The 15822-nt window shown below is 60.6% G+C and carries 13 protein-coding genes; 11 read left to right on the forward strand and 2 right to left on the reverse strand.

From position 1 onward, the window contains the following. The first annotated feature begins 161 nt into the window (after nt 1–161). From mmsA to AKL28_RS13545, 4 genes are all read left to right on the forward strand, one after another. The gene (gene mmsA / locus AKL28_RS13530; protein WP_050468735.1) at nt 162–1691 is read left to right on the forward strand and encodes a multiple monosaccharide ABC transporter ATP-binding protein; all 1530 of its coding nucleotides are present in this window, start codon (nt 162–164) and stop codon (nt 1689–1691) included. A 45-nt stretch (nt 1692–1736) separates the two neighbouring features. Then, a complete protein-coding gene (gene mmsB, locus AKL28_RS13535) occupies nt 1737–2963 on the forward strand; it encodes a multiple monosaccharide ABC transporter permease (protein WP_050468682.1) in 1227 nt (408 codons plus the stop codon). 80 nt (nt 2964–3043) lie between these two features. Beyond that, nucleotides 3044–4804 carry an IlvD/Edd family dehydratase gene (locus tag AKL28_RS13540; RefSeq protein WP_050468683.1) on the forward strand — a complete coding sequence of 587 codons (1761 nt, stop codon included), beginning with the start codon at nt 3044–3046 and terminating at the stop codon, nt 4802–4804. Between the two features lie 66 nt (nt 4805–4870). After that, nucleotides 4871–5647 (forward strand): SDR family NAD(P)-dependent oxidoreductase, encoded by a 777-nt coding sequence (locus tag AKL28_RS13545; RefSeq protein ID WP_050468684.1) that lies wholly within the window; start codon nt 4871–4873, stop codon nt 5645–5647. 259 nt (nt 5648–5906) lie between these two features. Here the strand turns inward: AKL28_RS13545 and AKL28_RS13550 are convergent, their stop codons facing one another. Continuing rightward, the gene (locus tag AKL28_RS13550; protein WP_050468685.1) at nt 5907–6848 is read right to left on the reverse strand and encodes a LysR family transcriptional regulator; all 942 of its coding nucleotides are present in this window, start codon (nt 6846–6848) and stop codon (nt 5907–5909) included. Nucleotides 6849–7170: 322 nt separating this feature from the next. On the opposite strand from AKL28_RS13550, the gene AKL28_RS13555 reads away from it, so the two are divergent. Both AKL28_RS13555 and AKL28_RS13560 read left to right on the forward strand, forming a co-directional pair. Beyond that, nucleotides 7171–8316 carry a porin gene (locus AKL28_RS13555; RefSeq protein WP_050468686.1) on the forward strand — a complete coding sequence of 382 codons (1146 nt, stop codon included), beginning with the start codon at nt 7171–7173 and terminating at the stop codon, nt 8314–8316. A 161-nt stretch (nt 8317–8477) separates the two neighbouring features. Further along, nucleotides 8478–9359 carry an SMP-30/gluconolactonase/LRE family protein gene (locus AKL28_RS13560; protein ID WP_050468687.1) on the forward strand — a complete coding sequence of 294 codons (882 nt, stop codon included), beginning with the start codon at nt 8478–8480 and terminating at the stop codon, nt 9357–9359. A 47-nt stretch (nt 9360–9406) separates the two neighbouring features. Here AKL28_RS13560 and AKL28_RS13565 read toward each other — a convergent pair whose 3' ends face one another. After that, nucleotides 9407–10264: an IclR family transcriptional regulator gene (locus AKL28_RS13565; RefSeq protein ID WP_050468689.1), complete on the reverse strand. Its 858-nt coding sequence runs from the start codon at nt 10262–10264 to the stop codon at nt 9407–9409. 291 nt (nt 10265–10555) lie between these two features. Between AKL28_RS13565 and AKL28_RS13570 the strand changes: the two genes are divergently transcribed. From AKL28_RS13570 to AKL28_RS13590, 5 genes are all read left to right on the forward strand, one after another. Then, nucleotides 10556–11833: an L-fuconate dehydratase gene (locus AKL28_RS13570; RefSeq protein WP_050468690.1), complete on the forward strand. Its 1278-nt coding sequence runs from the start codon at nt 10556–10558 to the stop codon at nt 11831–11833. A gap of 59 nt (nt 11834–11892) precedes the next feature. Beyond that, the gene (locus AKL28_RS13575) at nt 11893–12669 is read left to right on the forward strand and encodes an SDR family oxidoreductase (RefSeq protein WP_050468691.1); all 777 of its coding nucleotides are present in this window, start codon (nt 11893–11895) and stop codon (nt 12667–12669) included. 3 nt (nt 12670–12672) lie between these two features. After that, on the forward strand, nt 12673–13014 hold the full coding sequence (locus AKL28_RS13580) for an L-rhamnose mutarotase (RefSeq protein ID WP_050468692.1): 342 nt from the start codon (nt 12673–12675) through the stop codon (nt 13012–13014). 113 nt (nt 13015–13127) lie between these two features. Further along, nucleotides 13128–14687 carry a sugar ABC transporter ATP-binding protein gene (locus AKL28_RS13585; protein WP_050468693.1) on the forward strand — a complete coding sequence of 520 codons (1560 nt, stop codon included), beginning with the start codon at nt 13128–13130 and terminating at the stop codon, nt 14685–14687. Between the two features lie 21 nt (nt 14688–14708). Further along, nucleotides 14709–15764: an ABC transporter permease gene (locus AKL28_RS13590; RefSeq protein ID WP_050468694.1), complete on the forward strand. Its 1056-nt coding sequence runs from the start codon at nt 14709–14711 to the stop codon at nt 15762–15764. Nucleotides 15765–15822: the final 58 nt, after the last annotated feature.

Genomic DNA, 15822 nt, shown 5'->3' on the forward strand with positions numbered 1-15822 from the left:
CCGTTCGATTCAATACGTGAGGCAAGATCAGCATAGTCCCGCACCTGTGCGGGACTATTGCGTTTAACGATGTGTACCTGCGCAGCTTGCGCGGTGCAGGCGAAGTGAATCCCGGCAGCTTTCGCAAGACGGCGGCCGGTGCAGAACAAGAGGTCAGCATCATGAACAACATTCTCGAAATGCGCGGCATCGAGAAAACCTTCCCCGGCGTGAAGGCACTCAACAATGTCAACCTGGCCGTGCGCGAAGGCGAGATCCACGCCGTCGTCGGCGAGAACGGCGCCGGCAAGTCGACGCTGATGAAGGTGCTCTCCGGCGTCTATCCCCACGGCACCTACTCGGGCGACATCGTCTACAAGGGCGACGTGCGTTCCTTCAAGGACATCCGCGACAGCGAACATCTCGGCATCATCATCATCCACCAGGAGCTGGCATTGGTGCCGCTGCTGTCGGTGATGGAAAACCTCTTCCTCGGCAACGAGCAGGTGCGCGGCGGCGTGATCGATTGGGAGAAATCCTATGTGCGCGCCAAGGAGCTGCTGGCCAAGGTCGGCCTGAAGGAATCGCCGCTGACGCTGGTGAACAACCTGGGCGTGGGCAAGCAGCAACTGATCGAGATCGCCAAGGCGCTGTCCAAGGAAGTCAAGCTGCTGATCCTGGACGAGCCTACCGCCAGCCTCAACGAGAGCGACAGCGATGCGCTGCTGGAATTGCTGCTGGAACTGAAATCGCAGGGCATCTCTTCCATCCTGATTTCGCACAAGCTCAACGAAATTTCCAAAGTGGCCGACTCCATCACGGTGCTGCGCGACGGCGCCACGGTGGATACCTTCGATTGCCGCGCCGAGCCGATCAGCGAAGACCGCATCATCCAGAACATGGTCGGACGCGAGATGGCCGACCGCTATCCGCAGCGCGACCCGCACGTCGGCGACGTCATCTTCGAAGTGCGCGACTGGCGCGTGCACCATCCGGTGCTGGTCGACCGCCTGGCGATCAAGGACGTCAACATGAGCGTGCGCGCCGGCGAGATCGTCGGCATCGCCGGCTTGATGGGATCGGGCCGCACCGAGCTGGCCAAGAGCATCTTCGGCCGCGCCTACGGCAAGAAGATCACGGGCCAGGCTTTCCTGCACGGCAAGGAAGTCGACTTGTCTACCATCCAGAAGGCAATCCGGCACGGCATCGCCTACGTCACCGAAGACCGCAAGGGCGACGGCCTGGTGCTGGAAGAAGACATCAAGAAGAACATCTCGCTGGCCAACCTGGGCGGCGTGTCCGAACGCACTGTGATCGATGAGGCGCGCGAGTACAAGGTCGCCAGCGATTTCAGGAGCCAGATGCGGATACGCTGTTCCAGCGTGCTGCAGAAAGTGGTCAACCTGTCCGGCGGCAACCAGCAGAAGGTGGTGCTTTCCAAGTGGCTGTTTTCCAGCCCGGAAGTGCTGATCCTGGACGAGCCCACCCGCGGCATCGATGTCGGCGCCAAGTTCGAGATCTACAACATCATCAGCAAGCTGGCCGCCGAGGGCAAGTGCATCATCATGATCTCGTCGGAAATGCCGGAACTGCTGGGCATGTGCGACCGCATCTACGTGATGAACGAAGGCCAGTTCGTGGGCCAGTTCGACCGCGGCGAGGCCAGCCAGGAAAGCATCATGCGCGCCATCATGCGCAACAAGCGGATCTGAGTATCCGGGCACAGAAAAGAATCCAAGCATCCAAGGAGCACCCACATGGAGACCATGAACATGAGCAAGAAAGAGTCGCTGGCGGCCAGCGGCACAACGGTCACGATGGCCGAAAAGAAGGATTACGCCGGTTTCCTGAAGAACAATATGCGCGAGTACGGCATGCTGCTGTCGCTGGTGGCAATCATGGCGTTCTTCCAGATCATGACCGACGGCACGCTGATGCGTCCGCTGAATCTGACCAACCTGGTGCTGCAGAACAGCTACATCGTGATCATGGCGCTGGGCATGCTGATGGTAATCGTGGCCGGCCACATCGACCTCTCGGTGGGCTCGGTGGTAGGCCTGATCGGCGCGCTGGCGGCGGTGCTGATGGTGGATTACGGCTGGGACTTCGTCAGCGCTTCGGTGGTTTGTATCATCGCCGGTGCAGTGATCGGCGCGGCACAAGGTTACTGGATCGCCTATTTCAAGATTCCATCCTTCATCGTCACGCTGGCCGGCATGCTGGTGTTCAAGGGCATGGCGCTGGCCTTGCTGCAGGGCCAGTCGCTGGGCCCGTTCCCGCCGGCCTTCCAGATGCTGTCTTCGGGTTTCATTCCTGAACTGACCGGCAACATGCAGTTCCGTACCACGTCGCTGGTGGTCGGCATAATCGCCGCCGTGGTGCTGATCGTGACCAGGATCCATGGCCGCCGCAAGCAGACCAAGCACGGCATGGAAGATGAACCGCAACTGTTCTTCCTGGTCAAGAACGGCCTGTTCGCCATCGCCATCATCGCCTTCAGCTACCTCCTGGCGACCTATCGCGGCATGCCCAATGTGCTGATCATCATGTTCGCGCTGATGGTGCTGTACACCTTCATCACCAACCGCACCACGCTGGGCCGCCGCGTCTATGCGGTGGGCGGCAACGAGAAGGCCGCCAAGCTGTCCGGCATCAAGACCGAGCGCGTTTCTTTCCTGACCTTCGTCAATATGGGCGTGCTGGCGGCGCTGGCAGGCCTGATCTTCGCGGCGCGCCTGAACACTGCGACGCCCAAGGCCGGCCTCGGTTTCGAGCTGGACGTGATCGCAGCCTGCTTCATCGGCGGCGCCTCGGCATCGGGCGGCGTCGGCAAGGTGATGGGCGCGGTCATCGGCGCCTTCATCATGGGTGTGATGAACAACGGCATGTCCATCATGGGCATCGGCATCGACTACCAGCAAATGATCAAGGGCTTCGTGCTGCTGATGGCAGTGTGCTTCGACGTATATAACAAGAACAAGTAAGGCCGGGAAAACACAAGGCGGGCCACGATGGCCCGCCTTGTGCATTCAGGAACCATCTTCAAGACATCAGGAATCCCACAATGAGCAGTAACGACACGAAAGACAAGAGCCGCAAGCTGCGCTCGGCCAGCTGGTTCGGCACCGCCGACAAGAATGGCTTCATGTATCGCAGCTGGATGAAGAACCAGGGCATTCCCGACCACGAGTTCCAGGGCAAGCCGGTGATCGGCATCTGCAACACCTGGTCGGAGCTGACGCCCTGCAACGCGCACTTCCGCAAGATCGCCGAGCACGTGCGGCGCGGCATTATCGAGGCCGGCGGTTTCCCGGTGGAGTTCCCGGTGTTCTCCAACGGCGAATCCAACCTGCGCCCGACTGCGATGCTCACGCGCAACCTGGCCAGCATGGACGTCGAGGAATCGATCCGCGGCAATCCGATCGACGGCGTAGTGCTGCTGACCGGCTGCGACAAGACTACCCCGGCGTTGCTGATGGGCGCGGCCAGCGTGAACGTGCCGGCCATCGTCGTGACCGGCGGCCCGATGCTCAACGGCAAGCACCAGGGGCGCGATATCGGTTCCGGCACCGTGGTGTGGCAGTTGTCCGAACAGGTCAAGGCGGGCGAGATCAGCATCCACGATTTCATGGCGGCCGAGGCTGGCATGTCGCGTTCGGCCGGCACTTGCAACACCATGGGTACTGCTTCGACCATGGCCTGTATGGCCGAGTCGCTGGGCGTGTCATTGCCGCACAATGCCGCCATTCCCGCAGTCGATGCGCGCCGCTATGTGCTCGCGCACTTGTCCGGCATGCGCATCGTCGACATGGTGTGGGAAGACCTGACGCTGTCCAAGATCCTGACCCGCAAGGCGTTTGAAAACGCCATCCGCACCAACGCCGCCATCGGCGGTTCCACCAATGCGGTGATCCATTTGAAGGCGATCGCCGGCCGCATTGGCGTCGACCTGGAACTGGAAGACTGGACCCGTATCGGCCGCGGTACGCCGACCATCGTCGACCTGCAGCCATCGGGCCGCTACCTGATGGAAGAGTTTTACTACGCGGGTGGCCTGCCGGCGGTGATGCGCCGCCTGGGCGAAGCCAACCTGCTGCCGCATCCGGATGCGCTGACCGCCAACGGCAAGACCATGTGGGACAACGTCAAGGACGCGCCGATCTACAACGATGAAGTGGTGCGCCCGCTGGCCAAGCCGCTGATCGAGGATGGCGGCATGTGCATCCTGCGCGGCAACCTGGCGCCGCGCGGCGCTGTGTTGAAGCCTTCAGCAGCATCGCCGGAGCTGATGAAGCATCGCGGCCGGGCCGTGGTGTTCGAAGACTTCGCGCACTACAAGGAGCGCATCAACGATCCTGAATTGGATGTCGATGCAAGCTGCGTGCTGGTGATGAAGAATTGCGGTCCCAAAGGCTACCCCGGCATGGCCGAGGTCGGCAACATGGGCTTGCCGCCCAAGGTGTTGGCGACCGGCGTGAAGGACATGGTGCGTATCTCGGATGCGCGCATGAGCGGCACGGCCTATGGCACCGTGATCCTGCATGTGGCGCCGGAAGCTGCAGCTGGCGGACCGCTGGGCATCGTGCAGGACGGCGACTTCATCGAGCTCGATGCCTACGCCGGCAGGTTGCAGCTCGACATCAGCGATGAAGAGATGGCGCGCCGCCAGGCCGAGCGCGCCGCCAAACTGGCCGCGCAGCAGCCGGCGATGGCCGGCGGCTACCAGTCGCTGTACGTCGACCGCGTCTTGCAGGCGGACCAGGGATGCGATTTCGATTTCCTGGTCGGTTGCCGTGGCGCAGCCGTCCCCAAGCATTCGCATTGAGTAAGTAACCGGAACAATCAAACAATGCGCCGGCGTCGCCATGAGGCCGGCCACCAAGGAGAAAAGATGAGCAGCAACGCACAACTCGCCAGCTTCCCCAGCCTCAAGGGAAAGCGCGTTTTCATCACGGGCGGCGGTACCGGTATCGGCGCTGCAATCGTCAGCGCTTTTGCCGAGCAGGGCGCGCATGTAGCCTTCGTCGATATTGCGAAAGAGCCCAGCGAAGCGCTGTGCCAGGAGCTGGCGCAAGCGGGCTTTCCCAGGCCGTTGTTCCGTCATTGCGACCTGCGCGACATTCCTGCTTTCCAGAAAACCATTGCCGAGCTGCATGGCGAGGTCGGCGATTTCGACGTACTGGTTAACAATGCCGCGAACGACGAGCGCCACAAGCTGGAAGAGGTGACCCTGGATTACTGGAACGACCGCATCGCCATCAACCAGCGCCCGTCCTTCTTCGCCGTGCAATCGGTGGTGGAAGGCATGAAGCGCCGCGGTGGCGGTTCCATCATCAACTTCAGTTCGATCAGCTGGCATCAGTCCGGCGGTGGCTTCCCGGTCTACACCACGGCCAAGGCATCGACCTTGGGTCTGACCCGCGGCCTGGCGCGCGACCTCGGCCCGCATAAGATCCGCGTCAACACCGTCACGCCGGGCTGGGTCATGACCGAGCGCCAGATCAAGCTGTGGCTGGATGAAGAGGGCAAGAAGGCGATCGCGCGCAATCAGTGCCTGCAAGGAGAACTGCTGCCCTGGCACCTGGCGCGCATGGTGCTGTTCCTGGCAGCCGACGATAGTGCAATGTGCACGGCGCAGGAATTCATCGTCGATGCCGGATGGGTGTGATGCTGTTTGCCGGATATCGAAACTGATATCCCGGTTGCCCGCCAATGAAAAAGAGTCGCCCGGATGGCGGCTCTTTTTCATTTCCGGGAGGTAGCAATGCTGTGGGCGATGCCTGGAGTGTGGTGCCGATGCCGCATTCGATCAGTATTCAATACAGCATTTCAGTTTGGCTTACTCTTCCTTACATTTCTTAAAAAAACTCCGCGTCGCGGTGCCGTCGGCCGGCAGCATAATGTGTCGCAAAGAAGCGCTGCGCCGCTTAGTAGATCATTTTCGCGACTTCGCGTATCGCCTGCAGCAACATGGTGGCGCCGGGAGAGAGCAGGTTGTCTTGGCGCGTGATGATGCCGAAGCCGGACATGCGGCAGGGCAGTTCGATGGGGAGGATATCCATCAGGCGTGCCTGGGTGTAATAGCGTGCGACTTCGGTCGGCATGGCATACAGGAAGTCGGTTTGCTGCAACAGGCTGGTGATGAACAGGATCGCAGTGGTGTCGACCACATTGGATGGCGGCGCCAGGCCTTCCTCGCGAAACATCTGGTCGCAGCGCGCGCGCAAGATGCTGCCTTTGGGTGCCAGGATCCAGGGTTCGTTGGCCAGGTCCGACAGCTTGAGGTCGGTGTGCGCATGCAACGGGTGGCCTACGCGCGCCACGGCGCACACGGGCTCGTCGGCCAGTTCCTGGTAGTGCAGGCCGTGCTTGGCTTCTTCATCGAGAATGCGGCCGATGATGAAATCCAGTTCGCCGTGCAGCAGCCGCGACAGCAGGATGTTGCTGCTTTCCACTTCCACGCCGATGCGCAGCATCGGCGCCTGTTCCTTCACGCGTGCAATCGCCGGAGGCAGCAGCGCCATGCCCGGCGACAGGATTACACCCACATCCACCTGGCCCGAGAGGCCGGACTTCAGCGCCACGATATCTTCATGCGCCTTGGACAGGCTGGTCAGCGCCATGCGCGCGTGGCGGATCATCGCCTCGCCGTAGATGGTAGGCCGCATGCCGCGCGGCAAGCGTTCGAACAGCGAGACTCCCAGCATGTCTTCCAGATCCTTGAGCTGCTTGGAGGCGGCCGGCTGGGTCATGTTCAGCTCGCTGGAGGCGCGGTGGATGTTGCGTGTGTCGTCGAGGGCGATTAGCAGAAGGAGTTGGCGTGTCTTCAATCGCGCCCGGAGAAACCAGTTGGGGTCACTGTTTTTCATATGCCTCCGCGGAGCCTTTGTTTTAAATTTTTTACTTGGAATTTTTTGCTGCGAATGATGATATCAAATCGCATATCGGAATTGCGAAAGAATTCATTGGAAAGACATGAACCGAATACTTAGTATCTAGCCACATTCCAAGCACGCAAAAATAAACGAACGCAGCGTTTGGGATGGGTAGAGAAGGTCGGGCAGCACCATAAACAAAAAGTTGGGAGACTGTCAGGATCGAGTCAGGTCCGAATGGTCAAGAGTGCGAGCTTGCACGACCAAAGCCCACCGACGAAAAAAATTTAAACAGCAATATCCACGGAGACTATTCATGAAGCAAGTGAAGCCATCCTTTATTGGAGCAAAGACCCTGTGCGCGCTCGCGCTTCTGGGAGCATTTTCGGCACAGGCGCAAGCGCAGACCAGCGTGACCATTTATGGTCGTGTTGTTGCTGGCGTTGATTTTCAGACTAATGCAGGTCCCAACGGCAAGGGCACCAAGTGGAGCGCCGCCAACAACCAATGGGGCACCAGCATGATCGGCTTCAAGGGTACGGAAGACCTGGGCGGCGGTACCAATGCCTTCTTCCTGCTGGAGTCTGGCTTCAATTCAACCAAGGGGGGCTTCAACGGCAGCGATACCAGCAACGGTAGCGCGCTGTTCAATCGCCGTTCCTACGTCGGCCTGTCGTCGGCGTCCACCGGCTCCCTGAAGCTGGGTAAGAACCTGTTCATCAACAATGACATCTGGTTCCTGGACCCGACCGGCCAGCAGGCTATCGGTACTTCCGTCCTGGTCAACCAGCGCAACTGGCCGGGCGCCAGCAACATCATTGAATACAACAGCCCGGACATGGCTGGTTTCACCGTGAATGTGCAGACCAGCCTGGGCGAAAAGGCCGGCTCCATCAGCGGTGGCAATATCACTACCACCGGTACTTCGGATGGTCGCAAGGACGGTATCTCGCTGGCCTATCAAAAGAACGGTTTGGAACTGCGCGCGATCTATGACGTAGTGCGCGACGCGAACGGTAATTACACCAACGTGTTTGCCCACTCCAAGGAGCTCATCCTGGGTGGTACTTACACGATCGACAAGCTGAAGATCTTCCTGGGTTATGAAAACCTGAAGGCCGATTCTTCGGGCTCTGATCCTGCAGGTACCACCAATATTCCTGCAAGCAATGGCATCACCAAGGTTAACCACGAGTGGATCGGCGTTAACTATGATCTGAATCCGAAGCTGCAACTGGTCGGTGGCTACTTCCATGCCAGCTATAACAACGGCGGCGGCAGCGCCAACCTGTATCTGGCCGGCGTGAACTATTTCCTGTCCAAGCGTACCCTGCTGTACTTTGATGTGGGTACCGTCCGCAACAACGGCAATTCGTCGGAAGCGCTGGAATGGGGTAGCCAGACCGGTGTCGCAGGCTTGAGTCAAACTGGTGGGTACTTCGGTATCGCCCACTCGTTCTGATGTAGTGTAGTAATCCTTCCTGAGGTGGTCTTGATGTAGTTTGAGGGCAGGCGCAAGCCTGCCCTTTTTTACTTGTTCCGATGTCGGTAGCAACAAGAATACGTGTGCGTTTGCCATGATGGCGGGCGCGATTGTGAATGACGCAATGTGAGGAAGTGTTGATGAAGGCGCAACTGGTAGTCGATGGACGTCATGAATTGGGCGAAGGAGTGCTGTGGTGCGAGCGCTCGCAGTCGGTGTTCTGGACTGATATTCACGCATCCAGGCTGTGGAACCATCATCCCGGCAGCGGCGCCACGCGCAGTTGGGGCATGCCGGAACGCCTGTGCTGCTTTGCCTTTACCGCCGATGCCGAGCAATTGCTGATCGGGCTGGAATCGCGCCTGGCTTTCTTCAATCTGGGCAACGGCAGCATGGGGCCGATCTGCCGCATTGAGGACGATTTGCCGACGACCCGGCTCAATGACGGCCGTTGCGACCGGCAAGGACGTTTCGTCTTCGGCACGCTCAACGAAGATCCTGGCCGCGCTCCCATCGCCAGCTTCTATCGCCTCAATACCGATCTCACGCTGGAGCGGCTTTCCTTGCCTGGCATTGCGATTTCCAACAGCATTTGCTTCAGTCCGGATGGCAGTGTGATGTACCACTGCGACACCATGCAGAACAGGATCATGTGCTGCGACTACGACGTGCACAGCGGCGCAGTGACCAACCAGCGCTTGTTTGCCGATTTTGCGGGCCAGCCCGGCTGTCCCGACGGTTCCACCGTGGATGCCGAAGGTTATCTCTGGAATGCGCAATGGGGCGGATCGCGCGTGGTGCGCTTCGCACCTGACGGCAGCATCGACCGCATCGTCGAGATGCCGACCGAACAACCGAGTTGCGTCGCCTTTGGCGGGCCGGATCTCGATACGCTCTATGTCACTACTGCGCATGAAGGCATGCCGCAAGACAAGCGTGCACGCGATGCGCTGGCCGGCGCCTTGTTCTCGGTACCGGTCAATGGCGTACGGGGTCTGCCCGAAGTGCGGTTCGGCGGCTGATTTTCTCCGGTCTTCGGCGAACCGGCATTCAGGGGCATGAGGCCCGCTTATGAACCAAAACTGGAGTCGCCCATCAGCCGCGACAGCCGCGCCGAGATTTCCTGCACGATGCCTTGTACTTCATCCAGGCTGGGGTTGACCTTCTTGTCGATGCGTTCGATGTAAGGCACGTTCAGTGCCGCCAGCATGCGGTTGTTGGCGCCCATGACCGGATAGGAAAGGTTGACCACACCACGGATCTGGCGGCTGTCCATGCGCGAATGCCCGCGTTTCCGGGTGTCTTCGATCTGGCGCATCAGCTGTGCCGCTTCGATCTCCTGTTCGCCGTCCATGCGCACATGGGCCGCCAGCATGCTGGCGCGTTCGGCGTCGTCGCGAAAGGCCAGCAGCACGTGGCCGGACGCGGTGTCGGTCAGGCTCACCAGTGCGCCCACCTTGAGGCCGAAGGCCCAGCGCTCGGGGCTGTCGACCTGGGCCACCACGATCACGCGGCCGGCCTCGTAGACCGTCAGGTGGGTCGATTGCACGGACCGGCTGGCCAGCTCGCGCATATGCGGCAGGGCGGTACTGACCAGCGAACGGATCGGCTGGTGATAGTGGGCCAGCTCGAACAGCTTGAGCGAGAGGCGGTAGTGGTCGTTGTCGGCAATCAGGTAGCCGCGCTGCTCCAGCGTGACCACCATGCGGAAGATTTCATTGACGCTGCGGCCGAGCTGTCTGGAGAGTTGGTTCAACGTCAGCATCTGCTCGGAGCGGCTGAGCAACTCCAGGATATCCAGCCCTTTGTCCAGCGCAGGAGCCGCATAGCGGTTCTTGGCGTTATCGGCTGCGGCATCGTTGTCGATTTCCGATACGGTCTGGACGGCGGCGGATTCAGGTGTCGTGATTTTTCTGGTTCTGGGCATGGCGGCGTGGCCTGTTGAATTGCCTGTCTCCGGGCTGGTTGAGCGGATGTTTTTCGCCGCAGATTTTAGAAGATTGTATAAGACAAGATATTTTATTTGTAAAAGTATTTTTTATTGATTGTGTATTGATGTCGTTTTGACATCCTCATTTTGATATCGGTAGCGATTGAAACATCATCGGTTCAGTGTGATGGCTATGGGAGAATAACGAGTATTCTCTATAACTCATATATGAAAATAAATTTTATTTGTGAGTTATATGGCTGCCGCCAGTAACCCATACAACTGACGATGACCAAGATCACTGCCATGCGCGTCCTTGACGTGCGTTTCCCCACCTCGCAATCGCTGGACGGTTCGGATGCGATGAATCCGGACCCGGATTATTCCGCTGCCTACGTCATCCTCGATACCGATAACGACAAGCTCAAGGGCCACGGCCTGACCTTCACCATCGGCCGCGGCAATGAGATCTGCTGTGCCGCCATCAAGGCCATGGAGCACCTCGTGGTGGGCCTGGAGCTGGAATGGATTGCCGCCGACATGGGCCGCTTCTGGCGCCACGTTACCTCCGACAGCCAGTTGCGCTGGATCGGTCCGGACAAGGGCGCGATCCACCTGGCTACCGGCGCCGTCGTCAACGCGGCGTGGGACCTGTGGGCCAAGGCCGAAGGCAAGCCGCTGTGGAAACTGGTCGCCGACATGTCGCCGGAAGAACTGGTGCGCACCATCGACTTCCGTTACCTGACCGACTGCATCACGCCCGATGAGGCGCTGGCGCTGCTGCGCGAGAAGGAAGCCGGCAAGGCCGAGCGCATCCGTACGCTGCAGCAGGAAGGTTATCCCTGCTACACCACCTCGGCCGGCTGGCTGGGCTATGACGACGCCAAGCTGCGCCGCCTGTGCCAGGAAGCCATCGACCAGGGGTTCAACCATGTGAAGCTGAAAGTCGGGCGCGACCTGGCCGACGACAAGCGCCGCGTCACCATCGCGCGCGAAGTGCTGGGTCCGGACCGCAAGCTGATGATCGACGCCAACCAGGTATGGGAAGTCGACCAGGCGATTGACTGGGTCAACGCGCTGGCCTTCGCCAAGCCCTGGTTCATCGAAGAGCCGACCAGCCCGGACGATGTCGAAGGCCACCGTAAGATCCGCGAAGGCATCGGCGCGGTCAAGGTCGCCACCGGCGAGATGTGCCAGAACCGCGTGCTGTTCAAGCAGTTCATCATGCGCGGCGCGATCGACGTGGCGCAGATCGATTCCTGCCGCCTGGGCGGCGTCAACGAAATCCTGGCGGTGATGCTGATGGCCGCCAAATACAAGCTGGTGGTGTGCCCGCACGCCGGCGGCGTGGGCCTGTGCGAGTACGTGCAGCACTTGTCGATGATCGACTACCTCTGCATCTCGGGCAGCAAGGAAGGGCGCGTGACCGAATACGTCGACCACCTGCACGAGCACTTCGTCGATCCCTGCGTGGTGAAGAATGCGGCCTACATGCCGCCCAGCCTGCCGGGATTCTCGATCGAGATGAAACCGGAATCGCTGGAGCAATACCGCTTCCGCGGATAAGGCGGCAAGCATATCCACCCGGCAAGCTGAACAAATACAAAAAGCAAACGGAGACAGAAGTGGATTTGAACCTGCAAGACAAAGTGGTGATCGTGACCGGCGGCGCTTCCGGCATCGGCGGTGCGATCACGATGCAACTGGCGGCCGAGGGCGCCATTCCCGTGGTGTTCGCGCGCAGCGAGCCCGATGCCGATTTCTGGCGCCGTCTGCAACAGCTGCAGCCGCATGCCGCGCTGTTCAGGCTGGAACTGCAGGACGACGCTGCCTGCCGCGACGCCGTAGAGCAAACCGTCAAGCGCTTCGGCCGCCTGGATGGCCTGGTCAACAATGCCGGCGTCAACGACAGCGTCGGCCTGGATGCCGGGCAGGATGCCTTCGTCGCCTCCCTGCAACGCAACCTGATCCATTACTACACGATGGCGCATTACTGCGTGCCGCACCTGAAAGCCACGCGCGGCGCCATCGTCAACGTCTCGTCCAAGACCGCCGTCACCGGGCAGGGCAACACCAGCGGCTATTGCGCTTCCAAGGGCGCGCAACTGTCGCTCACGCGCGAATGGGCGGCAGCATTGCTCAACGACGGCGTGCGCGTCAATGCACTGATCCCGGCCGAAGTGATGACGCCACTGTATGAAAAGTGGATCGCGACTTTCGACAACCCGCAGGAAAAGCTCGATGCGATCACCAGCAAGATTCCGCTGGGCAAGCGTTTCACCACGTCGGAGGAAATGGCCGACATGGCGGTATTCCTGTTGTCGGGACGTTCGTCGCATACCACCGGCCAATGGATTTTCGTCGACGGCGGATACACCCATCTTGACCGGGCATTGAGTTGATCCATGCGCCACCTGCTCGCACTGGATTTGAAAGATGACGCCGCGCTGATCGCACAGTATGAAGCGCATCACCGCCGCATCTGGCCGGAAATCGCGCAGCACTTGCGGCATCACGGCGTGACCGGCATGGAGATCTACCGGCTGGGGACGCGCATGGCGATGGTGATGGAAACCGACGATGCGGTCTATGACGCGGCGGCAATGGCAGCAGCGATGGAGAACGACCCGAAGGTGCGCGAGTGGGAAGAACTGATGTGGCGTTTCCAGGCGCCTACGCCATGGACGCCGGCAGGGCAGAAGTGGATTGCGATGGAAAAGATATTCGATCTTTCCACGCAGGACTGATTCGTCGCTGCCATTCCGGCGAAAGTCGGGACCCGGTCGGAAAACGATTGGAAACCAATAGGGAAGACACGCAGACGGCTACTTAGAAGAGCCGCTATGCAACCGAGGTGAGCATGCAAGAACATCAAGAGACAAACAACACCAGCCAGGCGCCGCCGCCACCGCCACCGTTGATCGTGCTGCGCAATGTCAGCAAGCGCTTTCCCGGCGTGCTGGCGCTGGACAATTGCCAGTTCGACCTGGTGCCGGGCGAGGTGCACGCGCTGATGGGCGAAAATGGCGCTGGCAAGTCGACGCTGATGAAGATTCTCTCCGGCGTCTACCAGAAGGACAGCGGCGAGATCCTGATCGACGGCCGTCCGGCCGAGATCGATGAGCCGCGCGCGGCGCAGGCGCTGGGCATCGGCATCATCCATCAGGAACTGAACCTGATGAACCACCTGTCGGCCGCGCAGAACATCTTCATCGGGCGCGAGCCGAAGAAAGCTTTCGGCCTCTTCATCGACGAAGAACAGCTCAATCGCCAGGCCGCCGACATTTTCGCCCGCATGCGGCTCGACCTCGACCCGCGCACGCCGGTCGGCCAGCTCACCGTGGCGCGCCAGCAGATGGTGGAAATCGCCAAGGCGCTGTCCTTCGATTCGCGTGTGCTGATCATGGACGAGCCGACTGCGGCCCTCAACAACGCCGAGATCGCAGAACTGTTCCGCATCATCCGCGACCTGCAGGCGCAGGGGGTAGGCATCGTCTACATCTCGCACAAGATGGACGAGTTGCGCCAGATCGCCGACCGCGTCACCGTCATGCGCGACGGCAAATACGTCGCCACCGTGCCGATGGAAGGCACGTCGATGGACACCATCATCTCGATGATGGTCGGCCGCCAGCTCGACGGTGCGCAGCGTGTGCCGCCCGACACCTCGGCCAACGAGGTGGTGCTGGAAGTGCGCGGCCTGTCGCGCGGGCGGGCGATTCGTGACGTCGGCTTCAAGCTGCGGCGCGGCGAGATCCTCGGCTTTGCAGGATTGATGGGCGCCGGCCGCACCGAGGTGGCGCGCGCCATTTTCGGCGCCGACCCGCTGGACGCCGGCGAAATCTTCATCCACGGCGGCCGCGCCATGATCAAGTCGCCGGCCGATGCAGTGGCGCATGGCATCGGCTATCTCTCGGAAGACCGCAAGCATTTCGGCCTGGCCACCGGCATGGATGTGCAGGCCAATATCGCCATGTCGAGCATGGGCCGCTTCACCCGGCGCGGCATGTTCCTCGACCAGCGCGCCATCCGGGAAACCGCGCAAGGCTACGTGCGCCAACTGGCGATCAAGACGCCATCGGTGGAGCAGCAGGCGCGTTTGCTCTCGGGCGGCAACCAGCAAAAGATCGTGATTGCCAAATGGCTCTTGCGCGATTGCGACATCCTGTTCTTCGACGAGCCCACGCGCGGCATCGACATCGGCGCCAAGAGCGAGATCTACAAGCTGCTCGACGCGCTGGCGGCGCAGGGAAAGGCGATCGTGATGATCTCTTCCGAGCTGCCTGAAGTGCTGCGCATGAGCCACCGCGTGCTGGTCATGTGCGAAGGACGCATCACCGGCGAGCTGTCCGCTGCCGAAGCGACCCAGGAAAAGATCATGCAACTGGCCACCCAGCGCGAATCGGCCGTCGTCCAATAATCCACAGGCTCCCAGGCGATCATGGCTAACCACATTCATCCAGCTACTTCCGTATCTTCCCCATCCATGGCTAATCCCGACACGTCCGCTGCGCGCTCCGGTTTCCGCGAACGCTTCTTCAACCCGGTCGCACGCCAGAAGCTGCTGGCTTTCGCCAGCCTGCTGTTGCTGATGATCTTCTTCAGCGTGGCCTCGCCCAACTTCATGGAAGTGGACAACCTGGTCAGCATCCTGCAATCGACCGCGGTCAACGGCGTGCTGGCGATCGCCTGTACCTACGTCATCATTACTTCCGGCATCGACTTGTCGGTGGGCACCATGATGACCTTCTGCGCCGTGATGACCGGCGTGGTGCTGACCAACTGGGGCATGCCGCTGCCGCTGGGCATTGCCGCCGCGCTGTTCTTCGGCGCCTTGTCGGGCTGGGTTTCGGGCATGGTGATTGCCAAGCTGAAGGTGCCGCCTTTCATCGCCACGCTGGGCATGATGATGTTGTTGAAGGGCCTGTCGCTGGTGATCTCCGGCACCCGTCCGATCTATTTCAACGACACCGAGGGTTTCTCGGCCATCGCCCAGGATTCGCTGATCGGCGACCTGATCCCGTCGCTGCCGATTCCCAATGCGGTGCTGATCCTGTTCCTGGTGGCCATCGGTTCTTCCATCATCCTCAACAAGACGGTGTTCGGCCGCTATACCTTCGCCCTGGGCAGCAACGAGGAAGCGCTGCGGCTGTCGGGCGTGAAGGTCGATTTCTGGAAGGTTGCGGTCTATACCTTCTCCGGCGCCATCTGCGGCATCGCCGGCCTGATCATTGCCTCCCGCCTGAACTCGGCACAGCCGGCGCTGGGCCAGGGCTATGAGCTGGACGCCATCGCCGCGGTAGTGATCGGCGGCACTTCGCTGTCGGGCGGCACCGGGACCATCCTGGGCACCATCATCGGCGCCTTCATCATGAGCGTGCTGGTCAACGGCCTGCGCATCATGTCGGTGGCGCAGGAATGGCAGACGGTGGTGACCGGCGTGATCATCATCCTGGCGGTGTACCTGGATATCCTGCGCCGCCGCCGGCGTACCTGAACGACGTTTTCAACCCGCGCCGGGCAACCGGCACTCCATCATCGATAACAAAAGGAGA

Origin of the sequence: Herbaspirillum chlorophenolicum (assembly GCF_001189955.1) — a bacterium.
In the GTDB taxonomy this organism is placed as follows: Bacteria; Pseudomonadota; Gammaproteobacteria; order Burkholderiales; family Burkholderiaceae_D; genus Herbaspirillum; species Herbaspirillum chlorophenolicum.

Bases quoted from the DNA above. Each gene is read 5' to 3' on its own strand.
- mmsA (WP_050468735.1), top strand. From the start codon at position 162: ATGAACAACATTCTCGAAATGCGCGGCATCGAGAAAACCTTCCCCGGC.
- mmsB (WP_050468682.1), top strand. From the start codon at position 1,737: ATGGAGACCATGAACATGAGCAAGAAAGAGTCGCTGGCGGCCAGCGGC.
- AKL28_RS13540 (WP_050468683.1), top strand. From the start codon at position 3,044: ATGAGCAGTAACGACACGAAAGACAAGAGCCGCAAGCTGCGCTCGGCC.
- AKL28_RS13545 (WP_050468684.1), top strand. From the start codon at position 4,871: ATGAGCAGCAACGCACAACTCGCCAGCTTCCCCAGCCTCAAGGGAAAG.
- AKL28_RS13550 (WP_050468685.1), bottom strand. From the start codon at position 6,848: ATGAAAAACAGTGACCCCAACTGGTTTCTCCGGGCGCGATTGAAGACA.
- AKL28_RS13555 (WP_050468686.1), top strand. From the start codon at position 7,171: ATGAAGCAAGTGAAGCCATCCTTTATTGGAGCAAAGACCCTGTGCGCG.
- AKL28_RS13560 (WP_050468687.1), top strand. From the start codon at position 8,478: ATGAAGGCGCAACTGGTAGTCGATGGACGTCATGAATTGGGCGAAGGA.
- AKL28_RS13565 (WP_050468689.1), bottom strand. From the start codon at position 10,264: ATGCCCAGAACCAGAAAAATCACGACACCTGAATCCGCCGCCGTCCAG.
- AKL28_RS13570 (WP_050468690.1), top strand. From the start codon at position 10,556: ATGACCAAGATCACTGCCATGCGCGTCCTTGACGTGCGTTTCCCCACC.
- AKL28_RS13580 (WP_050468692.1), top strand. From the start codon at position 12,673: ATGCGCCACCTGCTCGCACTGGATTTGAAAGATGACGCCGCGCTGATC.
- AKL28_RS13585 (WP_050468693.1), top strand. From the start codon at position 13,128: ATGCAAGAACATCAAGAGACAAACAACACCAGCCAGGCGCCGCCGCCA.
- AKL28_RS13590 (WP_050468694.1), top strand. From the start codon at position 14,709: ATGGCTAACCACATTCATCCAGCTACTTCCGTATCTTCCCCATCCATG.